At 47.3% G+C, this 20341-nt stretch carries 22 protein-coding genes; 11 read left to right on the top strand and 11 right to left on the bottom strand.

Going from position 1 to position 20341, the window contains the following annotated elements; genetic code table 11:
- Positions 1 to 84: 84 nt before the first annotated feature.
- The gene (locus tag ACO0LL_RS18805; protein ID WP_422952356.1) at positions 85 to 1299 is read left to right on the top strand and encodes a tyrosine-type recombinase/integrase; all 1215 of its coding nucleotides are present in this window, start codon (positions 85 to 87) and stop codon (positions 1297 to 1299) included.
- On the opposite strand, the gene ACO0LL_RS18800 is transcribed toward ACO0LL_RS18805, so the two are convergent.
- Positions 1289 to 2470: a hypothetical protein gene (locus ACO0LL_RS18800; protein ID WP_422952355.1), complete on the bottom strand. Its 1182-nt coding sequence runs from the start codon at positions 2468 to 2470 to the stop codon at positions 1289 to 1291. The genes ACO0LL_RS18805 and ACO0LL_RS18800 overlap by 11 nt on opposite strands.
- Before the next feature lie 537 nt (positions 2471 to 3007).
- Between ACO0LL_RS18800 and ACO0LL_RS18795 the strand changes: the two genes are divergently transcribed.
- The 4 genes from ACO0LL_RS18795 (at position 3008) to ACO0LL_RS18780 (ending at position 6483) form a co-directional block, all read left to right on the top strand.
- Entirely contained in the window at positions 3008 to 3253 is a 246-nt protein-coding gene (locus tag ACO0LL_RS18795) for a helix-turn-helix transcriptional regulator (RefSeq protein WP_422952354.1), read from the top strand.
- A 547-nt stretch (positions 3254 to 3800) separates the two neighbouring features.
- Positions 3801 to 4940, top strand: a complete 1140-nt coding sequence (locus ACO0LL_RS18790) for a hypothetical protein (protein WP_422952353.1) — start codon at positions 3801 to 3803, stop codon at positions 4938 to 4940.
- An 85-nt stretch (positions 4941 to 5025) separates the two neighbouring features.
- Positions 5026 to 6093, top strand: coding sequence for a hypothetical protein (locus tag ACO0LL_RS18785; RefSeq protein WP_422952352.1), 1068 nt, complete (start codon positions 5026 to 5028; stop codon positions 6091 to 6093).
- A gap of 45 nt (positions 6094 to 6138) precedes the next feature.
- Entirely contained in the window at positions 6139 to 6483 is a 345-nt protein-coding gene (locus ACO0LL_RS18780) for a hypothetical protein (RefSeq protein WP_422952351.1), read from the top strand.
- 186 nt (positions 6484 to 6669) lie between these two features.
- Here ACO0LL_RS18780 and ACO0LL_RS18775 read toward each other — a convergent pair whose 3' ends face one another.
- The 4 genes from ACO0LL_RS18775 to ACO0LL_RS18760 form a co-directional block, all read right to left on the bottom strand.
- Complete coding sequence (locus tag ACO0LL_RS18775; protein ID WP_422952350.1) at positions 6670 to 7017, bottom strand: hypothetical protein; 348 nt, start codon at positions 7015 to 7017, stop codon at positions 6670 to 6672.
- Positions 7018 to 7111: 94 nt separating this feature from the next.
- The gene (locus ACO0LL_RS18770) at positions 7112 to 7453 is read right to left on the bottom strand and encodes a hypothetical protein (RefSeq protein ID WP_422952349.1); all 342 of its coding nucleotides are present in this window, start codon (positions 7451 to 7453) and stop codon (positions 7112 to 7114) included.
- An 85-nt stretch (positions 7454 to 7538) separates the two neighbouring features.
- A complete protein-coding gene (locus tag ACO0LL_RS18765) occupies positions 7539 to 7844 on the bottom strand; it encodes a hypothetical protein (RefSeq protein ID WP_422952348.1) in 306 nt (101 codons plus the stop codon).
- Between the two features lie 50 nt (positions 7845 to 7894).
- Positions 7895 to 8056 (bottom strand): hypothetical protein, encoded by a 162-nt coding sequence (locus tag ACO0LL_RS18760; RefSeq protein ID WP_422952347.1) that lies wholly within the window; start codon positions 8054 to 8056, stop codon positions 7895 to 7897.
- A 179-nt stretch (positions 8057 to 8235) separates the two neighbouring features.
- Here ACO0LL_RS18760 and ACO0LL_RS18755 point away from each other — a divergent pair, with 179 nt between their 5' ends.
- A complete protein-coding gene (locus ACO0LL_RS18755; RefSeq protein WP_422952409.1) occupies positions 8236 to 8481 on the top strand; it encodes a helix-turn-helix domain-containing protein in 246 nt (81 codons plus the stop codon).
- A 21-nt stretch (positions 8482 to 8502) separates the two neighbouring features.
- On the opposite strand, the gene ACO0LL_RS18750 is transcribed toward ACO0LL_RS18755, so the two are convergent.
- From ACO0LL_RS18750 to ACO0LL_RS18725, 6 genes are all read right to left on the bottom strand, one after another.
- Entirely contained in the window at positions 8503 to 10077 is a 1575-nt protein-coding gene (locus ACO0LL_RS18750; RefSeq protein WP_422952346.1) for a DUF4942 domain-containing protein, read from the bottom strand.
- Positions 10078 to 10129: 52 nt separating this feature from the next.
- A complete protein-coding gene (locus ACO0LL_RS18745) occupies positions 10130 to 11098 on the bottom strand; it encodes a hydrolase or metal-binding protein (RefSeq protein WP_422952345.1) in 969 nt (322 codons plus the stop codon).
- A gap of 95 nt (positions 11099 to 11193) precedes the next feature.
- A complete protein-coding gene (locus ACO0LL_RS18740; RefSeq protein WP_422952344.1) occupies positions 11194 to 12234 on the bottom strand; it encodes a YqaJ viral recombinase family protein in 1041 nt (346 codons plus the stop codon).
- A 245-nt stretch (positions 12235 to 12479) separates the two neighbouring features.
- Positions 12480 to 13439 (bottom strand): DUF932 domain-containing protein, encoded by a 960-nt coding sequence (locus ACO0LL_RS18735; RefSeq protein WP_422952343.1) that lies wholly within the window; start codon positions 13437 to 13439, stop codon positions 12480 to 12482.
- 159 nt (positions 13440 to 13598) lie between these two features.
- Complete coding sequence (locus tag ACO0LL_RS18730) at positions 13599 to 13973, bottom strand: hypothetical protein (RefSeq protein ID WP_422952342.1); 375 nt, start codon at positions 13971 to 13973, stop codon at positions 13599 to 13601.
- Between the two features lie 134 nt (positions 13974 to 14107).
- Positions 14108 to 14407, bottom strand: coding sequence for a hypothetical protein (locus tag ACO0LL_RS18725; protein WP_422952341.1), 300 nt, complete (start codon positions 14405 to 14407; stop codon positions 14108 to 14110).
- Between the two features lie 252 nt (positions 14408 to 14659).
- Between ACO0LL_RS18725 and ACO0LL_RS18720 the strand changes: the two genes are divergently transcribed.
- From ACO0LL_RS18720 to ACO0LL_RS18700, 5 genes are read left to right on the top strand one after another with little or no spacing between them, the layout of a single operon-like run.
- Complete coding sequence (locus ACO0LL_RS18720) at positions 14660 to 15526, top strand: hypothetical protein (protein ID WP_422952340.1); 867 nt, start codon at positions 14660 to 14662, stop codon at positions 15524 to 15526.
- Positions 15527 to 15531: 5 nt separating this feature from the next.
- On the top strand, positions 15532 to 16194 hold the full coding sequence (locus tag ACO0LL_RS18715) for a hypothetical protein (RefSeq protein ID WP_422952339.1): 663 nt from the start codon (positions 15532 to 15534) through the stop codon (positions 16192 to 16194).
- 35 nt (positions 16195 to 16229) lie between these two features.
- Positions 16230 to 17009 carry an enoyl-ACP reductase FabI gene (gene fabI / locus ACO0LL_RS18710; RefSeq protein ID WP_422952338.1) on the top strand — a complete coding sequence of 260 codons (780 nt, stop codon included), beginning with the start codon at positions 16230 to 16232 and terminating at the stop codon, positions 17007 to 17009.
- A 17-nt stretch (positions 17010 to 17026) separates the two neighbouring features.
- Positions 17027 to 18448, top strand: a complete 1422-nt coding sequence (locus tag ACO0LL_RS18705) for a bifunctional enoyl-CoA hydratase/phosphate acetyltransferase (RefSeq protein ID WP_422952337.1) — start codon at positions 17027 to 17029, stop codon at positions 18446 to 18448.
- The gene (locus ACO0LL_RS18700) at positions 18445 to 19671 is read left to right on the top strand and encodes an acetate/propionate family kinase (RefSeq protein ID WP_422952336.1); all 1227 of its coding nucleotides are present in this window, start codon (positions 18445 to 18447) and stop codon (positions 19669 to 19671) included. Before ACO0LL_RS18705 ends, ACO0LL_RS18700 begins: the two co-directional genes overlap by 4 nt.
- The last annotated feature ends 670 nt before the right edge of the window (positions 19672 to 20341 follow it).

Genomic DNA, 20341 nt, shown 5'->3' with positions numbered 1-20341 from the left:
ATGGGTTATGTAATTTTTAGTCCGATGTGTTCCAATTCATTCTTGTGAAATCCAATCATTAGTGGCACACTGAATGGCACACTGATGAAAAGAAATTGGAATATCATGGCAATCCTTACTGATGCAAAAGCACGCAATATGAAACCAGATTCAGAAATTCTTCCCCATGGAGGAATTACTGGTCTGGCACTACATCCATCAACAACAAAAGGATCGGGTAAATGGGTTCTGCGTTTTACTAGTCCCGTCACCGACAAACGTCGTAAGGCCGGTTTAGGTAGCTATCCAGAAGTTGGGATTGCTGAGGCTGCGAAGTTGGCCGCGCAGATGCGAGAACTACTTGCGAAAGGTATAGATCCGCTTTTAGAAAAGGAAAAAGATAAAGACTCGCCAAAGATCCCTACCTTTCAAAAGGCTGCCGAAATTCTGCATGCGGATTTGCTCCCAGGTTGGAAAAGTAAAAAGCATGGTCAGCAGTGGATTAATACATTGGTTGAATATGCTTTTCCTGCGATTGGCAATTTGCCTTTAGATAAGATTCAACCACGTCACATTGCTGACGTATTGAGACCGATCTGGCTTGATAAGGCTGAAACTGCTAGCCGAGTAAAGCAGCGTTTGCATGCGGTGATAGCCTGGGGCTGGGCGCATGGTCATTGCCAGTCTAATCCCGTTGACGTTGTAACTCATCTATTGCCTCAGCAGCCGAGCAAGTCAGTTCGCACTCAACATCATCCTGCGATGCCATGGAGAAACATTCCTGCCTTTCTGGAAAAGTATGTGTGTTCAGAAGAATTTGAAAATGTGACCCGCACCATGCTGGAATTTTTAATTCTGACAGCTGCGCGCTCAGGGGAGGTGAGGGGAATGAAATGGTCTGAAGTGGATTTTGGGAAGGCGATTTGGACCGTTCCGGCAGAGCGGATGAAAGCCCCCTTTGTACATCGAGTTCCGTTGTCGCAACCAGCGATTTCAATTCTTAAGAAACAAATGGGTAAGCATGATGAACTGGTATTTCCGTCACCGAGAGACGAAGTGGAGCTGTCAGATATGGCGCTTACCGAATTTTTACGTGATGCTAATGCACTGAGTGACACGCCTAATCGTGTTGCAACCGCCCATGGATTCCGTTCCAGTTTTCGAGACTGGTGCAGTGAAAACGGACATTCACGGGATCTGGCAGAGCGCTCGCTTGCTCACCAAGTTGAAAACAAAGTCGAAGCGGCCTATCACCGGACCGATCTGTTAGAACAGCGTCGGCCTTTGATGCAAGCATGGGCTGATTTTCTCAAGAGTTAGGTAAATCTGTTTGTTTCGGTGGGCGACGTTTGGGCGCTTGAAATTTTGGTGCTGGTCGGTCAAGATTTGATTCAGAATGAGGGTTCGCGGCCTCAATTGTTTTTAACCTTAGCATGCTTTGAAAGTGGAATTTCTTTTCTATTATTTGCTTTTCCCACCAAGCTGAGAGAGCTTTTCGGTCATCATCGTAATCAAGCCACCGAAGACTGCCAGCTTGTTTTTTTATATATGACTCAATGAAATCTTGCCGGAAGCTACTGTGCCTATTGGCAACATACTGAAAGAACAGAGTAAACGCTTCCAGTTGAATGGGATAGCCTGTCCAGATCATGCGAAGTTTTGAAACTATCCGCTTTATACTTTCTTCCCTGCCTAAGGTTTTCATTCTGTGAAATATTGACTGGTAAGGGTTTGATGCCTGTTGGGGTACTAGTGCCAGAATCGCTTGGGTGGTCGCATTTGTCAAAAGAACAGAAAATGGTTGTTCATTGGGCTGACCTTGATATAAAAGAATTGTTGCTCTTTTTATTTTGTCGGGTTGCAATATGTCAGTTAAATAATCGGGGAGTAATAGTTTCCCGTGTGATGAATTTAGTAACTCATCAAGACTGAGGGGGGTCGATAGCATCGTCCAGATGATGGTGTAAATCTCAAGATCTAATCCGTCTGATGCTCTGTTCTGGAATGCGAATTTGCTGTGCATAAGTTCTTTGTATAGCGCCTCAGAAAACTGCCTGGCATCTATATAACTCTTAAAGCAGGGCATGGTCTCTTCTTTCTGGCCTTTCATCTTTGAAAGTGCAACTTCAACCTTTTTGTTGCGCTGTAACTGGGAAGGTTTTTTCGCTAGTCTTTCAATCTCCTTCTTGGCTTGTTCCTCTGTCATCTTTCCTAGGGAAATATTCATGGAGATGCCATTGATCATTTTCCTGAATTGATAGCCTGCGAATTCACCATCTTTGAATTTTTCATGAAGCCCATCCCCTATTTTCCTCTTTGAGTATTTGCTTTTTGGGACGGTTTTTCCTTCGGCCTTTTCGGTCAGTGTCTGTTGCGTTTCTGTGATCAGATCTTCTTGTATGGAATTATTGACAATAGTTTTCGGGTTGACAGTCGTGTTGCCTGGGATCGCTACAGCTGAATTTTGATTGGGGTTTGAGTCGGGAGTCATATTTATTTTCATGCAATTAATTAATAATTTGAAAATATATTTATTTGAAATAAAATCAATATTTAATATAAATATGTACAAAAATAAGAATGAAAATTATCAAATTTAGAGCAAATATATATCGTAAATAGTACAAAATTCAGACAAATTTAAATATACATATATAGTAACTATAAGGGGCTTGGGATGGCAAATTCAGTGAAATTGTCACTATTCTTGTTTATTATTATAAGGAGATTTTTGATTCAAAAAAGATTCAAATGATTTCGACATCTATTTGCCGAATTCAGATTGCGGGAGGGTAGGGGGAGTGAATTGACACTGGAGTGGGTTTTTAAAATCGACAAGGCTTGGACGATGTCTCCTGCAATTCATGGCGAACTACTCTTTGGGTTACCACTTTACGTTTGCGGAATTGGGATTAAAGCTCTGAAGGTAAAACTACTGAAAAGCGATGTTGTAAAAAAATATTGCACAAGGTCATGATGTGCAGAGAGCACCGGCGATCTGCATACCCCAACCTCGGAGCCATTCAACATGCAAACCCCAATCCAACCCCAATTGCTGCGTCGCCAACAAGTCGAAGTTCTAACAGGACTGAAGCGCAGCAGCATTTACGGCCGCATCAACCCTGGCTGCAAACAATATGATCCAGATTTCCCTAAGCCAATATCTTTATCGACCGGCGCTAAAGGCGGCGTCGCTTGGGTCGCGTCTGAAGTAACTGACTGGATCGAGGCGCGCATAGCAGCGAGCCGTGGTGGTGCGGCAGGTTTGAAGTAAGTTATCATTTATTCTGCTACCGTTGGAGCTAACTCTGCATACCGCCCCAACACTTGAATCATGGCTTGGCTGCTGTATTTTTACCAAGAGTTAGATTCAGCGTACTGATTTCATGGATCCAAGATTTCGGTTATTTATGTTATTAAATAAGAAATTAAATAACCAATAGGAAACTGACACGTCAAACGTCAGTGAGCTTGCCAAACATTTACTCAGGGGAAGATGATCAAATATCAATCTGTCTTCACTAGCTTAAAAGCATATCAATTCCCAATTCACTAATTAGTAAATAATGTTTTTCTAATATCAGTCCATCATCGTTGACTGACAATTCAAGTCCATGAAGTAGCGTTAGTGATAAAACGCTGACGATATTGACTATTTGATCAAACAGATAAGTTCGCAAAGTTTGATCTGTTCATTTTTCATACCAGCTCTACCCATCCCTCACTCACTCACCTTAGCCCATCTGGCTGTAACCAGATGAGTCGTCATAACTTTTTCATCTCGCTTGACCGGTTAAGTATATTTCTTTGGAGTAATAATCATGCCGTACCGACATCTTCCTTTTTTACCTGAATTGAATAACCAGGGTTTGCCTGGTCAATTGCTCTATCAGCAATCTGACTCGGTCTCTGAACCTCAAATGCCGCGACTGTTTTTCAGTGAACGTCTCGCGGAATTGCAGGACTGGATTAAACATCTATGTCGAATGGGGGAGATTGATCATGCTTCAGGCAATCATATTGCCTGGTCTATTTCAGTGAGTTCATGCCTGCAGTATCAGGCCATGTTTGAACGCATGGAGGGCTATTTGGCTACAGTCGTCCTTTTGCCAATGGAGTTTGAATACAGCGAATATCTGAACGTCTTTATACAAAGTTGTCTGCAGTTACAGATATTGACAAAAAAAAATGGGAACTTTGTCATGGACGTTTCTCTCTCGGTATCAACTCAACTGCGCGATGTAACGCTTGACTGGACTAGTTTTTGTCAGTTACTGGATTTGATTTGTGCCAAGAGCAGGACGGCTGAATTCAAGGCAAAGCTCCGTTTTCAAGCCAAGGAAGCGAATGAGCGTTACACGGACTATTGTAACTATGTAAATGCTTTATTTGATTGCTGTGACCGGTTAGTCGTATTACGGGTAGATCTGGTCTATCACAAAGAACTGACTGGCAAAACATCTCTGGAAATGGCGCTGGCTGATTTGGATAGGCTATTTGCAAATATGCGCAACAACTACCTATTTGAGTCTCTGGAAGGCTATATTGTCAAAACTGAGTACGGCATAGAGAGGGGAATTCATTTTCATCTGGTGCTGTTTTTTAATGGGTCAGCGCGGAATGGCAGCAGCCATATTTTTCATGCCAGACAGATTGGGCAATACTGGAGCGAAGTCATTACGAGAGGGCGTGGTTGGTATTGGAATTGCAACCGGGACGCCAAAAATTACCAGAAGATGGGCCGTCTGGGCGTAGGTTTGATTCACTGGAGTGATACGGATTTGCGCAATAACCTGTTAGAGCACGTTGTTGGTTATGTCTGTAAACAAGATCAGTGTTTCCGGTCTTTATTACTCCCCAGAGCCAAACTGATCCGTCGTGGTCAATATCCGGCAATAGTGAATGTAAAACGCGGCAGACCTCGCATGCTCAGCCAGACAGATGGCGTTCAGGTAAGCTAAGGGAATGACTAGGTGACGGTAGCATCCTACCGTCACATGTTTGCAAATCCTACACAGCCGTATTCAAACTTGGAATAAAGAGCGCATGAAAGAGAAAAGTAAAAAATCGGCTAAAAGTAGCAACAAAAAAATAGAAATTTCAGTTGGCGATATCTTTCGGCATATGGGCATAGATCATGGTCATATTTTTGTGCCGAATGAAGAAGATACTCGCAAGTCAGAGCCATTTTTCCCTGTTGGTTCAGTTAGCACAATACACCAAATTGTCGATAAGATTATTAAGACTGCAAGTCCCGGCTTTGAGGTAAGTTGCCAAAAAAATGGTAGGAGACTCGTTAGTTGTGATTACTCATTGAGCCTGCATTTCCAAACGATGTCATATTGCAGGCATACGTACCCCGCGTATTTTCAGCCAAGCGAATTGACCAATCTTTTTTTTGAAATTGCGAGCAAAGCGGAATTTTTTAGCGAAGAGTTTCGGAACGAAAATCACCCATCAAATCAGCCAGGCAAAATTCAGGCTGATGTCTACAACGAATTTATTGAGCAAATACGGCACGCTGCAGCCGCCAAGGAGTTTAAACAAAGGGTGCACAAACGAGCCTATACATCAACTAAGAATTTCAACAGCGCTTACACATATGTGAATGAACTTTTTGAATCACATGGAACGCTTCAAGTTGTGAGGTTGAATTGCTATTTACCTTGGCTGAACGATGATGTGGCAATGGTGAAGCAAGCGAAAGGCTATCTGAGACAGTTCTCCAATAACAAGCGCAACAATCAACTTTTCGCAGATATGGCCGGCTTTTTATGGAAACTCGAATTTCACCACAAGCATGGGTATTATTTCCATTTTATTTTCTTTTACCCAGGCGCTGATGGTGATAAACACAGCGATCTGGCAAATCAGATTGGGCAGTATTGGATAGCACGTCTGACGAAAGGGAAAGGCAGCTATCAGAGCTGTGCAGGTTTATTGAACAAGTTTTTATCTTCGTGTATCGGTATCATGGAGCAAACTGACGTAGATTCGCGTGGCCAACTGGACCAGGCACTCTATTACATGACCATGAAAGATCAGTACCTTAGATTGGGGGGAGCTGAGGAAGGCAAGAGATTTGGGAGGGGCAGTGGAGTGATTAATCAGTAGAATGGATTGTTGTCTATGTTATCCGTAACAAAAAAAGGAACCTCAATGATCGTCACGGATTTCACGGAGTATTTTTCAGAAAATGAAGCGCGCTTTAAGGAGCTTGTCCAAGCTTTAACAAACGATGGATACGTCACCGATGAAAGTTTTGGTGTGTCTCGCTGCTTGTTCGAAAGAGTCGATCATCACGAATTCGAAATGGTCTTTCGGTTACATTTTCCAGGCCGGTCAATGGCGATTCAGGCGGCATCAACTGCATTTCAGCGTTACTTCGGCGAGTTTGTTTATGTCATTTACGATGAATCGATATTCGAGGGGCGAGCGCAGATCGAGTCTAAACTACGGCGAGCTGGTGTGCTTGACATTGATCCAGACAATTACCCGAGATAGTCTGGGGGATAGCGCGCTGCAAAGTTCGGGCGCAATGAGCTTTGCTGGGTACCGGATTTAGCGAGCAACACACTTTCGTCTAAAACTGTTGATACCGGTTGACTTTTTAGTGACGACTAGCAATTTGAGAATTCATTCTGCTTGGAAATAAATCCAAGCAGATATACTGCGGCTTAATCAAGCAGTTCAGTTACAGTTACGCATATCTTGAAATTCAAAGTCAGATAACTTCGCCCATCCAACTACTTTTCCCGCACTTTTTTCTGGGTCTGGTTTTTCATAATCAGGCACAGTGACCAGTTGGATATAGCCATCAGCTTCTGCTTTGATGGTGAATGAGGAAAATGTTTTCAGTTCCTGCTGATCTGTTGATTTTGGGCTGGATAACAGGAAAATTGGTTTTTTAAATTCGAGACGACCATTCTTGCCAGGTTTTGTTTTTGGTGCCACGCATTGCCCGACATGCCCAGCAGCGTAGACATTCAATGAACTGAAGAAACTTATCGCTGCGATGGTGATGATGATTTTTTTCATTTGTGATTCCCGTTAAAAGTTTTAAAGCGTTGTGATAGCCTGGCTATACTTACTGGCTGGCCATGATGATCCTGGAATACTGAGGCAGAAGAGATCAGAAAAGTCCACGATAGCCCAGGACATTACCCATAAAGCCATTCGTGCACATCAGGCCGATAAACCAGCCGATGCACTGCGGCCCGATCATCCAAAATAGTTTTGTCTTGACCGTTTCCGTGGCATTACTTGTGACGAACATGTCTGGTTGTGCAAAGCGCCGCACGACATCGCCGATAAAAACACCAATTGTCGTGAAGAATGTCCCGGACAATAAAAGTGCAATGAGTCCGAAAAAACCAATGTGAACTTTTGGAGAGAATATAGAGATGAGGGTGATTAAGAAAAATATGCCGAAACAAATAATGGCATGCTTGATGAGTCTGTCTTTTGCGTTCATGTGTACTCCTTTGTAGTTAAACGATGGTGTGGGTATCGGGGAATTCGGAGCCAGCGCAGTTGAGATGCGCAGCTCCCCGGTAAGACTAGATTTTAGATTTATCAGATGCTTTTGAACGAATGCCCTCCAGCTTTGCATGTTGTGCGTCACTGAGATCAGGGTCTTTTAATTGTTTGTCTGCCTGCCTTGCCGTTGATGTCGCAGCAGCATTGGTGACGGCTGGCAGTACTTCTTTTGCGGTGTATTTCACGGCGTTAAACAATCCCTTGCCCAAGATTTTGAGACCGGCTACTGCCTTCTCTCGCTTGCCAAATGACTCGAAGCGTAATTCGTCGACGGCGGCAGACATATTGAAATAACTGCGTTTCTTTTCTTCTTCGCTTTCACTCATGGTGACTATCTCCTGGTCATGGTTAAGTGGAATAAGGCTGATTAAGTCGGCTACACCTTGCCGCTGCCTTCACATTCAGGGCAGGGGACGCGTACCTTTTTGTCGCCTGCACATACAGGGCAGTTACTGGGATGTTCGTCATCGCCATATTCCATAGGGCAGGGGATGACACCTTTTCCTTTGCATTCTGGGCATTTTTCGGATTTGCTCATGGTGATTTTCTCTTTCGTTAATTAATGAAGGTGTGCTGTTTCAGATAGTAATTCGGTGAATGTCGTTGCTTCTTGATAAAGATTTTTGAATTCTAGGGACTTGATGTCTCTGGCCGTAATACTAAAATGGGTCGTAAATGCCGTGGTCGTTTGAGCATCATATCGCGATCATGGAAACCATGGCAAGAGTTTCTGGAAAACTTGATAAAGACAATTACCTGGTTCAGCTAGGTGCGGCTGTCCGTGCGCGGCGGGTTGCCCTCGCGCTATCGCAAGAAGCTTTGGCTGATTACGCAGAAATAGATCGCTCGCATATGGGGAAAATTGAGCGTGGAGAGAGAAACGTTACATTTTTGAATTTGGTTAAAATCGCTAAGGCGTTTCAATGCAAGCCCTCCGATCTGTTTATTGATGCCGGGTTATAGCCAGGTCGTGATATTGAATTTTTACTTTCTCTCTGCGCTCATCATCACCACCGAAACATTGGTCCCCGCGAACTCATTCTCATAAACTCGCACCCAGTTAAGATTCCAACCCGGCAGTACATCCTTCCCTTTCGTTGACGCAGGCAGTATTGCCACAATTCGCCCCTGCGGTTTCACCAGACCTGCTGCCGCCTCCAGATGAGCAAGCGCTCTCCCATCAGAAAACGGCGGGTTCATCAGCACCCTGTCAAAGCGCTCCGTCGTTGTTCTGGCATACTCCAGGAAATCCATCTGCAAGACGTTAAAGCCCTTTTCTGCAAGAATGTGTGCATGCAATCTGCTGATTTCGACGCAGCGTGTTTGCTCTTTGGGCAAGTGCAAGGCCAGGTTCCCTGTACCTGCACTCGGTTCTAGACAAAAGTCCCCCTCGTTGATACCCAGCTCAGTTGCCGCATCTTTTGCCATCTCTGCCGGAGTCGCAAAAAACTGATAGGTCGCCCGGTCAGGCAGGCAGCCACTGGCAATCACTTCATTGAGCACGCCATCCAGCTTAAAATCAAATTCGACATTCCCCTTTTTATTGATGGCCCCTCCAAGATATTGCAATACCCTGATTGCCTCCACTTTGGCAGGTGAAGAGAGGCAATGCTGATAACTGAATTGAAACTCCAGCGGATTGTGTCGGCTAGCCCGCAACTCAGACAGCACCTCAATAACAGCAAATGGCAATGGCCGGTTCATCAACTGATAGTGTTTTTCCTGCTTCACCGGCTTCTTGCGGAACTGTGCAGGAATCGCTTGAGGATAGAGAGAATGCAGCACCTGATTCAAGCGCCAGGCCATCTCAGGATGAACCTCCAGATGCGCTGTTCCCTTCAGGTAGCAACGCAGCTTCAATGCACCACCATCGAGGATCAGCCACTCACCATGACGCTGCCTTGCCATGCTGACAATTCCCGAGGTCGCATTCCACTTAGGTTCATCCCTGAACATGAACTTCGCGATTACCGCACGCAGGTCATTGATCAGCCCGGCCCTGCTGGTATTGGTACTCCACTCACTGGTGACATAACCAATAATCATCCGTTTGCTAAAGCCCGCAGGCGAGTTCGTCACATGCTCCCCGGACAAGCCCCGGAATATTCCCTCCACCCGCTCAGCAAAAAACTTCTGGCGAGATGCCAGCAAATCACCGATAGTAGGGCGGACTGCTTCAGCCGTGAAATCGGGGGATGTCATCTCACTGATGATCTTGTTCCATTCATCACGACGCTTTTGCGGCATCACACTCAACACATCCGTCATTGCAAGTGTCTTCGACCAATATGCAGCATTCAAGGCAGCAATCGCACCGGCAGGATTAAACAGCTTCTGGACACTGGGCTTGAAGCGGTTGTGTTCATCGCCATTCCCGTCCAGAAAGTACTCCATGGCCGCCGACAATTCACCATCAATCATCCCGGCAATATGGGTGATACGCTGGCGCATACTGTTGTATTGCGCCAGCAGACCATCAATCAGGTCAGATGACACCGGCGCAAAAAACGGCGTCGCGTCATCCACGATATTAAAATCTGTTATGTCCATGTCTGTCATGGAATCTTCTCCTAGAATTCATTGATCATTTATTGATTTAAAGACGCACGTCTTAAGGCCGAGTGAGCAAGGCAGAAGGTGGCGAACCAAGTTTCTTGTCCAGCTTGTCCACCAGACTGGGTTTGGACCTGACTAGTGCCGCAAGCGGCTTGCCCGCAGCCGTGCTGTCAAATAGTGCAGCAGAGACAGCAGATTCAGCGGATTCAGCATCGCCAGACTCAGGATAAAATTCCTCCAGCGTTTCCAAGGATTCCTCTGCACTCTCCTCAAAGGCCCCATTGGCAAACCCCTGCACCGCAGCCCCATCCAATGCAGTCTGATCAAACCCGCACTCCCTGCGCCTTTGATCCGTATCCCTCGCCTGAGTTATCGCCGCCTCCAGCGACATACCTTCCCGCACAGTTAAATCCACGTAATAGATCGCAGACCGATGGCTCATGGTGGTGCTTTTACCTCTGAGTCTCAGTTCTAGCGGCAAACAAGCCAACAGGTTTCCTGACACCGCCTGGTAATAACTGAGCCTTGCCGCCAGGGTACGAATGCTGTTAAATCCCGTTGTCCTGAAAATAAACGACCCCAGCTCATCCTCATCCCCGATCTGCACATTCAGGCGACCATACGGCTTGCAGGCGCCATTCTTAGCCAGCTCACAGCCATCCGGCGAAGGGCAGGGCAGGCTTTGCATCCCTGAGTCTGTGAACCGCTTGCAAGTCTCCCCGTTCCCCACACACAGAGGCCGCCCTGTCTGCCGGTCAAACATGCTGTATTCGGCCCGCAAGTTCAGATCAGGCTCATTGAACAGAACCCTTACCGGGATTGAGCGTAGCTTGTCTGTTCCTCCAGTCTTCTTGCGCAATTCCTCATCCAGTGGATGATTTACCCAGCCATTGCGTCCCTGTACTTGCGAAGTGATCGTGAAAAAATCCTCCTTCACCGGCAGGCGTTTACCATTCTTTTCGACGACACTGCCTATAGAGATGCGCCCTAAAATCGGTGGCGTGATTGCAAGTCCTTTAATCATGATGTTTCCTTGAAATAAAAAAGAAAGCCTGTTCCGACATACGGAATCAGGCTCTATGGATTGGTTTGACTTGTTAGTGATAGCTGGCCCTTGGGTTATTGTCCAGAATCGGTATCACTATTCATGGTCTTGGGCGTCAGCAGAAACCTCCTGCTGCCTGGCCTGGTCAAAGGATATTGTTGCAACAGGGCTGGCTGATCGTGTAATAGCTTCTCGACATCAAGACGCTTACTGTCCTTAGATCGTTTCCAACTGACACGCCCGCTATCGAAGCTTGCTGTGCTGGCGTCTCCCAAGCGCTGTTGCATTTGCTGTGTCAGCAAAGCCGCTAGTTCTTCTCGGGTTTCTATATCCGCCCGCAGATTGACCAGATCTGCAAAGAGGGCCGACATTTCTGTGTCAGTGATGAAATCAAGATGTTTGCCAGAGTCATGTTGATACAGACAACGCAAAGCCATATCTGCTGATTCTGAGCCGTCCGCTGGTGGTGGCGTATCCGTTTCCACGTAATGCCAGAACTGTCTTTCCAGCTCTATCAGCCTGGCAATCAACTCATCATCTCGGGTAATGCGGTAAATCCTGATTTCCTGCCCACATACCAGCACACAGACATCAGCAGCCGACTTGCCAGTGACAGCAAGCTGATGCTGGACCTGACAGACGATGTATTCAGGCACACCGTCCCGCCACAAGCGGACACCGAATTCGCCCGCAGTCTTGCATTCCAGTATCTGGACGTCTGGTGCGCCGGTTACTTCCCGGTCAATATTTGCCAGCATCCAGGACTTGTCAGGATCTGGATGCTGTAGCACGGCATTGATCTTGCGTACCCGGTTACCGGTGCGGCGGGTATAGTGGGCCGCAACAATAGGTTCCAGCAGTGTTCCCCAATAGGTAGGGCTGGTTTCGTCATTGGGATCAATCTTGGGTAAATCAGCATCTCGGCCGGTCTTGACCATCCACAGTTCCAGTGACGACTGGTAAGGGTTCAGACCTACGGCTGTGCCAGCATCACTGCTGCCTATGCCTTGCTTGCGCACAGTTAGCCAGTCATCCCGGCTGAGTTCCTTGGTCTTGACCAGCTTCAGGGCTGGCCGGTTTGGTTTGGGTATATCGGTATTTTCTGCGGCAGACATAAAAGCTCCGGGTTGAATTTGATGGATTGATGAAAGAGAAAACAAAGAAATAAAGAAGAGCCAGGTCTTAAAGGCAAAAAAGCCCGGCAAGCGCATGCTGCCGGGCAGGGGGAGTGGTGTTTTCAGTTTCTGGTGCCCATAACACCCAAAGACACTTGTTTTTATTAATACTGCGGAACAGCCATGCAAATGCACTTGCCTGGCAGTTCTCTGTCAGAACCTGTTTCTTCCAACGACGTGGACGATCAGGCAACCATCAGTAACGCCTGATCCAGCGCTTTCTGCTTCAGGGATGCACCCTGACCAAACCAGGCTGATTCCAGCCTGTGGTCAGTGGTACGTGCCCGCTTCTGGTGATCGACATATTCGGTGACAGAATTCAGCAAACCAAATGCAGTTCCCTTGGAAGAACTGAGTTCAGCGCCTTTTCCCAGACCGTCATATAGCTCCTGTACTTTCTTCATCGCACGTTCATTGGTTAGGCCTGAAGCAGTATTGCTGGGATCAGTGAAGACACGCAGGAAGTAGTTCATTGCCTCATGCGATTTCACCTTGCGTTCGGACAGGGTTTTCATGCGGTACATAAAGGTATCCCAGGAAGCGACAGAGATGCCTAACTGACGTTTGACAGCTTGTGCATCAAAGTTCGTGTTGTGTGGCACCTTGACTGCACCACTGCTATTGTTGAGTGCAACTGCCAATGTGTTATTGCATACCACCCGTATGCTTGTGAATTGGGCTGTAGTCGCCAGACTGCCGTCGCAGGCTGTTGCCAGCAGCAGATATGCATTCACGACATCATTACCTTTGAGGGTGGCGGACTGATTGGTTTTAGCAAGCGCCCAGACCTTGCGGCCTTCTTTCAGGACCCCGGCAGTTTCCAGTTCGAATCCCGATACTTCCGTCAGGTCACGGTAAAACTCCAGGATTTCACGGGGTTGTACAACCTGGTAGCGGTTGGACACGACTGACAAAGCTGCCTTGGTATCTGAGCGGTACAGCACCTTTTGTTCGGGGAAGGTCATGATAGCCCCGAGACTGCCAACGCTTTCAGTCATAAAACGGACAGGGGACTCCTTGATTTCAAATGCCATACCGGCTTGCTTTGCCCATACTTCTATAGGTTGTTTGGCAGTGAGTTGGTTGCCCAGGCCATGCCAGGGGACTTCATTAACGTATGCCATGGTTTCGATGAGGTGTGCCATAAAGAATTTTCCTAATAAAAGACGCACGTTGTCATGCCGCTGAGACAGAACAGCAGAAACAAAACAACTAAATGAATACGATGCGAGAAGGGATTGAATGAAGGTGTTGCTTGAAGGGTAAAGCGAAGGATAAAGCAGAAGGTGATAATAATTGCAGAGTTACCGGGTTTGCATACTGAAGTGATAGCCACAATCCTGGCACTCGTAATTGTCCAGGATACGGTCATCCACGGCCTGACCCAGTTTGACGCCTACCGAACAACCGGTAGCGCCGCCGATCAGGCCGCCAATGATGGCACCGGCGAGCGTGCCAAGGGCGATGCCCAGAGGACCACCGGCGACACCGATAGAAGCGCCGACCTCGGCACCACCGACCAAGCTGGCTGTGCCTGCGGCGACACCGGCAACTGCACCGACTGTGCCACCAGTTTTCTTGCCATAGTTCTTAATGCGGATGCGGGTTGAATTGCAGCAGGGGCAGGCAGGATCTGCTGCCGCTGATATGTTTATTGCGGACGTGTTGATTTCTGACATGAAATGCCTTTTGTTTTGAAGAGTTGATAGGGAAGGGTAGTACTAGAAAGTGAAACTAGGTTCGAATGAATTTTTTGAGCGAATTACAAGAAAAGTAAAACTAACTCAGGGTTTGCCAAGCATCATTCTAAGCATCAGACTCTGGAGAGTGACACCAGGAACAAGACAAACAATGTAAAGGCTGCAAAGTCCATGTCCACATTGTCGTGGACGGCAAGGAACATGTAAGTAATTAGGGAAATGAAAAAGTACAGACAGACACGGAGATAGCTGCGGTTGCTCTTGCGGACGAGGGCTCTTGCCAGCACAGGGCGAGACTTGATTGCTTCGTGCAATGCCTCGCCGCTCGATGCTTTAAGGAGCGGGTGGTAAAGGATAATAGTCGCTAGTGTGAGTACGGCATTGACGATAGAGAAGAAAATGTTGTGATCCATGAGGATTTCCTTTATTGAGTATTCTGAAGAGGGAAGGGACTGGGTATCAGAGAGATACAACGCCTGATTCCAATTCAGTGATATGTGACTGAGAATTTTTAGAATACCTCTTGGAGAGACTTGAAATCTGCTACTAAATTATTGGGGCGGCGATATAATTTAGGACACACTCGCGATAGATTCTTAACGTCGCGGCGAGGGCGGCAATTGGAAGATATCTGTTGAACTGATTTTGAGGTTATTTAAAGCGATATGGCTAACAACGATACAAAACAGAATAAGAGATCAAGTGAAATGAGTAATCGGGTTTCCGACTACTGGAAATATTTCCTGCTTACTCTTAGCGCAATAGCTTTAGTTACTGGAATCAGCTATCTGTTGTATGGATTCACAGCAAATGGCACAGCCCTGGCTGTGTTAGGCATGGCAATATCCGTATTGGCTATTCCAGAGCGATTCGATTCATTCAAGGCTTTAGGATTTGAAGCAAAATTGAGAGAGGTCAAAAATGATCTCCATGATCAATTAAAAGCAGAATTCCTTGAGTCATCCCGAATTCATGCAAATTTCTTGTTTCAGCAATTGTCCTTACTTGGACGGCGGGAAACCGAGCCAAGAGTGCAGAGTCTGGAGAAAGCCAAAAGAATCTTCAATCATTTGTCAGATATTGGAATGTCTGCGGAAGAACTGGAAGAAGTGAGCAAGCCCTGGCATCGGTCGGTTTTTATTGATCTTATTTCACCAGCGGATAAAGCTATTCATGCCTGTTTAAGTCTGTTGACGCAGCATCGTGTTGAATTACAGAGATCTGGCGCAGACAATAGTGAGGCAATCAGATTAACTGAGCAAGCGATAGCTATTCGTGGAAATATGCTAAACATATTTAATGCCGAACCAGAAGATTTGCTGAAATCTATGCAGGAAGTCCTGCTAGCAATTCGCGGCGCAAATCTAGGTGAAGCACAGATTCATTTTAATGATTCTTTCGGGGAGGCTGAATCATCTCTTGGCTATGCGCAGGATTACTGGAAGACCAAGGTCCTGAAAAATGAAGCGTATTGGAAGAGGCAGGTCACGTCTGATAACGATATTTTGCAGCAGTTTTCAAACTCTGTTTAATCCTCATGAATATACCCGCGGTAGAAGACCCGGGTATACCGGAAGTATTGGATTTGTCGTGTGGGTTGCATATGTCAGCTCATCAAGTCATCGGCACTGACTATGAGAAACTCATCCAGCTTCGTATGAAGATAAAAGAGAGGCTAAAGAATGGGATGCCTCTCTATACTTGCTCAGTCTGTGGAATTGCGGTGAGCTTGCTAAGGAACAAGATGAGTCGCCATTTTTTATTTAGGCATCTGAAGGAAGATGGATGGTGTCCGCAAATTTCTCGCGATGAGTTATCGAGAGAGGAGATCAATTCACGCAAATACAATGGTGCAAAGGAAAGTGCACTGCATGGCAGAATGAAGTCCTTAGTAGCTCAATCTCTGGCGGCAGACAAAGAATTTTCTGACATCAAGGTAGAAGAGAGGTGGATGGGAAGCCTGTCTTGCGAGTGGCGCCAGCCTGATATTTGTGCGACATATCGGGGAACAAAGATTGTATTTGAAATTCAACTTTCGACGACTTACCTGGATGTCATTGTAGAGCGGATCAGAACAAAGTTTGATCTGCATCAATGTTTTGACCTTGCGCTGACCAGTTTCTGGCATGCGCAAGCAAGATGGCGCTCGCAGATTATTTGTGTAGCTTCTTTATGTAACTTATTTATGCAACTTTCCTAAGCAGGTTTCCTACATCACCCTGATCGGTAAAACAAATGACTGAAGCAAGTTCTTCTTTTTCATTACAAGGCAAGCGTGGCATTATCATTGGCTTGGCCAATGAACACAGCATCGCCTATGGCTGTGCTGCCATGCTACGGCAACTGGGCGCAAAGATGGTGTTATCCTGCGTGAATGACAAAGCCCGGCAATTCGTGGCACCACTGGCAGGCGCGCTTGAATCAAGCTTGGTGGTGTGCGATGTCGAGCAGGATGGTTCACTGGAAGCGCTGGTTGATGCCGCAGCCAAAGAATTGGGTGAGTTCGACTTTGTCATTCATTCCATCGCCTGGGCACCGCTGGATGATTTGCATGGTCGCGTCATCGACAGTTCCAGTGCTGGCTTCTCGCGTGCCATGAATGTGTCCTGTCATTCATTTGCCCGCCTCGCTAAATTATGCGAACCACATTTGAGCAAGAATGCTAGTATCATGACCATGACCTATCTGGGGGCAGACGAAGCAGTTGCTCATTATGGCATCATGGGCCCGGTCAAGGCCGCGCTGGAATCAACAGTACGTTACCTGGCGACCGAGCTTGGCGCCAGGGGTACGCGGGTACATGCCATTTCCCCAGGTCCTGTGCCTACCCGCGCCGCATCGGGTTTGCAGGATTTTGATGCATTGATGCAAAAAGCCATCGCCCGCTCACCTTTGTGCCGGCTGGTGACGCTGGATGAAATCGGCAGACTGGCCGCCTTTCTGGTCAGCGATGCATCCTCAGGCATGACAGGGCAAACCCTGTATGTTGATGGTGGTTATCACATCGTGAATTGATGAAAGTCCAGATTCCAATGAATACCATAAACACTGATTTGAACGAGCCAGACATCATTTCCAACGTGGTGTACGAAGATTTGCAAATAGGGCAGAGCGCCAGCCAGGTACGTACATTGACCAATGCCGATATCCAGGCTTTTGCCACGGTCACTGGTGATGTCAATCCCACCCATCTGGATGCCGAGTATGCAGCGCATACCTTGTTCCATGGCGTCATCGCTCACGGCATGTGGGGTGGGGCGCTGATTTCCACTATCCTTGGCACGCGCCTGCCCGGGCCAGGTACGATTTACCTGGAACAAAACCTGCACTTTGCCAAGCCTGTACGCATAGGCGACACCCTGACTGTGTCTGCAACAGTCGTGGCAAAAGACGACGAAAAAAAACGCGTGACCCTGGACTGCGAAATCATCAACCAGAAAGGTGACAGGGTCGTCTACGGCAATGCCCTGGTCATCGCCCCGACAGAAAAAGTCAGTCGCCCGCGCACCCATTTGCCCACCATGACCATGTTTGACCTGGGCGAACGCCAGCGCCATTTGCTGGATAGTGTCAAGGATTTACCAGCGATACGCTGCGCGGTTGTTCATCCCTGTGATGCAGATTCTTTGCAAGGTGCAGTGGATGCCGCCAGGCAGGGCTTGATTATTCCGGTGTTGGTCGCCCCACTGGAAAAACTGCTCGCCGTTGCTGCAGCCGTGAATATTGATATCACAGGATTTGAAAAAGTTGATGCTCCACATAGCCATGCCGCTGCCGACATAGCCGCCGAAATGGCTGCCAAGGGCCAAGTGGAAGCCCTGATGAAAGGCAGCCTGCATACCGACGAACTCATGCATGCCGTGGTTGAATGCACTGCCTTGCGCACTGGTAGACGGTTGTCGCACGTTTATCATCTGGATGTGCCCATGTATCACAAGCTCTTGTTGCTGACAGATGCCGCTCTGAATATCTATCCCACCTTGCCAGAAAAAGCTGACATACTGCAAAATGCCATCAACCTGGCCCACGCACTGAACATCCCTCTACCGAAGGTCGCCCTGTTGTCGGCGGTAGAAACGGTTAACCCTAAAATCATGTCTACGATCGATGCTGCTGCTTTGTGCAAAATGGCGGAACGCAAACAAATCACTGGCGCAATTGTTGATGGCCCGCTGGCATTTGACAATGCCATATCTGCCCGTGCAGCGCAGATCAAGGGCATCGTCTCTGCCGTTTCTGGAGATGTTGATATTCTCATGGTGCCGGATCTGGAATCTGGCAATATGCTGGGCAAGCAATTTGAATATTTGGCAGGCGCTGCAACTTGTGGTGTCGTCCTGGGTGCCAAAGTGCCTATTGCATTGACTAGCCGTGCCGATGGGCCATCTTCCAGGGTTGCTTCAGCCGCACTGGTTAAATTGCTGGCCCATGAATACCGGAAGAATGTGCCATGAAAAACCCGGTCATCCTCTCCGTGAATTCAGGTTCGTCCAGCATCAAGTTTGCGCTGTACCCGTATACTGATGCGGGAGTCACACGCAGCAATCTGACTGGCGTGATTGAGGGACTGCAACCCGGTGGCAAGCCCGTCATACAATTCCGTGCTGGCACTGAAGTGCAGGAATTGATGTTGGACGAAGCTGCAATCAATGCGGCAGATGGTGATCAGTTTGCTGCTGCATTAGTAGCCCTGCATGGTTTATTGCTGAGTCATAGCGCAGACATGCAAATAGCTAGTGTTGCCCACCGCATAGTCCACGGTGGCGAGCGCTTTTCATCTTCCATTATTATTGATGATGACGCCCTTGCTTACCTGCATACCCTCGATACGCTAGCACCCTTGCATCAGCCGCATAACCTGGAAGGAGTCGTCGCTTTCCGTCGTGCCTATCCCGGCATACCGCAAATAGCCTGTTTTGATACTGGCTTCCATGCCGATATGCCAGCATGCGAAACCACGCTGGCTTTACCGCAATCTCTGCGTGCCACTGGCATACGCCGTTACGGTTTTCACGGACTGTCTTACCGCTATGTCGCCAGCCACCTGGCCCAGCAATCGGCACGTGCATTTGATCCCGCTGCCGGGCGCGTCATCATGCTGCACCTCGGTAATGGTGCCAGCGCCTGCGGCATGAAAAACGGCAAAAGCATCGCCACCTCCATGGGCTTTTCTGCACTCGACGGCCTGATGATGGGCACCCGCTGCGGTGCACTCGATCCCGGTGTCTTGCTGCATTTGATGCAGCAGGGCTGGGATGAAAAACGACTTGAAACGACTCTGTATAAAGAATCCGGTTTACTGGGGGTTTCCGGCATTTCTGCTGACATGCGCACCCTGCGCGCGAGCAGCGACCCGCAAGCCAACTTCGCCATCGATTTATTCACCTACCGCGTCATACGCGAATGCGGTGCTCTAAGCGCCTGTTTGAATGGCCTGGATGTGCTGGTGTTTACGGGCGGTATAGGCGAGCACGATGCTGTATTAAGGCAGCAAGTGGCAGAAGGGCTGGCCTATCTTGGCGTGCGAGTCGATACAAACAAAAATAGCGCAGCACGTGGGGACCACATCATGGCAATCCATACCCCGAACAGCAGCATAGAAGTTTGGGTGGTGCCTACTGATGAGGGACGTATCGCTGCAATGGATGCACAGCAGCTACTCCACCCCAAGCAATGAGGTGAATTTTTAAGTGACTCTAAGTGATTAAATAGCAGCCTTGTAACTGAAACAAAGTTTGCCGTGATATCAAAAATCTTGGCTCACTTTAGTTTTTCAAGGTTTGTAAGTCTTTTAGCGATTCAAGTGCTTTGGGAGACAGGTTTTCTGTCTCTTTCACGATGTCCAATAGCACGTCAGTGTTCTGACCAAGTTGAGTACCATACGACGCTAGCTAAAATACCTGCGCCTCTATTCCCGCATCCCCTGAGACAGGCGGAATCATATTGTAGAACCAGGTCGTATTCGGCTCTATGCTTTGCGCAACGCTGCCACTCCAGGGAAAGTGAACCTGTGGTGACCAAACCCATAACCATGGATACGCGATAGCTCCTTGTTTTGATGAGAATTTCAATAAACAATCACATGCAACTTGAAACAACGGCGTCCTTTATTGACAGTACACCTCACTAAAGATTACGACTAGCTAGACCAATTATGTTGGACGGAACCAGAAGGTTATTTTTTAGAAATCAAGCGTATCAGTACATCTTTAAAAAATTAGTAAAATCCTTAGCCAGGATCATAAAAAAGTATAAAAATCTAATTGGCCGTTCGAAATTTCGAACAGAATATCGTCTTCATAATTGGTATTGCAAGCGTCCACATTATTGTTTTGCATTTTCTGATC

This window comes from Undibacterium sp. TC4M20W (assembly GCF_049340245.1).
Lineage (GTDB): Bacteria > Pseudomonadota > Gammaproteobacteria > Burkholderiales > Burkholderiaceae_D > Undibacterium.
Note: the sequence above shows the minus strand (reverse complement) of the source record. Positions and strands in the feature narration are given on the sequence as shown.